The sequence below is a fragment of the Oleiphilus sp. HI0125 genome (assembly GCF_001635355.1).
The window spans coordinates 1-1,406 of sequence record NZ_LWGF01001528.1; the positions used below are offsets into that span (position 1 = coordinate 1).

Sequence of the window (1,406 nt, forward strand, 5' to 3'; positions counted from 1 at the left end):
AACTTCTCTAACATTGATGACACATCATTTGTATGGAGAAAGTTGTATATAACTATCCTTGGGAATACTCTTAGACATGGCCCTGAAAATATAAATATGGCTTTCTCTTCCATATTCTTACGCATAACAAAAAATCTTACATAATTCCGTATAAACTGCAGACAATATTGCATCGCTACGAATTATAAAAAATAATTTTTATTTTAATAAATCAGACACTAAAACATTAGCCCCTCTCCAATAATCAAGATATTCTTTGCGAGAAAGAGTGATTAGGATTGACAAGGGGCCGTTAAAACTCAATACCAAACTTTCAAGCAATTTTTTAAACAATATCAGACGGAGGCCTAAGAAAGACGCATCTTATCTCACAGGTTTCGTGAGGAGTTGTAAATCCGATTCTTTGTAATTTCATTACAAATGTTAATTAATACACGTTTTTGAGCGCATAATTCGGATGTATTATTGTTAGGCCAAGTCGATTGTTTTGAGGCTCCAACAGAGCAACATAACCTCAACTCTCTCAGAGCCGGTGATTAATCAAAAAGCTTATTCAAAATCAGCTTCACGTCCTGAATCATTTGCTAACCATTTTTAAGCAAGTAATGGTAAGTTTTTCGCTTGCAAGAACTTCCGTAATTTTGACTAGTTTTATGGGGTTCTCGTTTTCCAATAACGATAAATAATCCATATCCATTTGAACGCCTAAGCTCGCAATGCTACGTTTTGTAATAAACCTTTGGTCCGCTGTTGATTTAGTGTGAACCTATCCAGTCAGATGCATGCACTGACTTTTCTACCCTCTCCACCAATGTTTGCCGTATAAACTTGGCTCATTTCCAGCACTAATGAATCCAGATTGTCTTCCCGCTGTTATCTACACCCAGCGCAACGCCAGCGTACTTTTGCATTTCTGCGGTACTATTTAAGCAACCGCGATTTCACGTAAGTTGTGCCTACCTCACAGGATTAGGCTTTCTACTAAGAGGCATTCTCTCATTAAAGCAAAGCGCACTGCTCGAGCATAAGCTCACCCGAATACTCCCTCACCTCATCGACACATTTTTACTACTGTCAGGTTTAATCATGATGGTAACGTGGGCATTTTGGCCGAGCGAACAGCCTTGGCTAGCCGCGAAGATCATTGCGTTATTGTTGTATATCGGATTTGGCTTGATGACGCTGCGTTGGGGCAACACAACCCGCAACCGCCTTGTCGGCCTGCTCGCAGGGCTAAGCTGTTATGTATTTATTATTGGCGCAGCGCATAGCAAATCTGCTTGGTCGGTTTTTAGTTTCATGTAGAGGAAGAACTAAACGCAGCGAGCTTTATATAAAGACGACTCGGATCGCTTGCGTGCTCGACGGGATTTAAGCTACATTCGGATCCGTCATTCGCGCCCCCA

1 protein-coding gene is annotated in these 1,406 nt (G+C 40.8%); it reads left to right on the forward strand.

What is annotated here, in order from left to right; all coding sequences use genetic code 11:
- The first annotated feature begins 909 nt into the window (after nucleotides 1–909).
- On the forward strand, nucleotides 910–1,305 hold the full coding sequence (locus A3762_RS25530) for a SirB2 family protein (RefSeq protein WP_068753811.1): 396 nt from the start codon (nucleotides 910–912) through the stop codon (nucleotides 1,303–1,305).
- Nucleotides 1,306–1,406 lie beyond the last annotated feature (101 nt).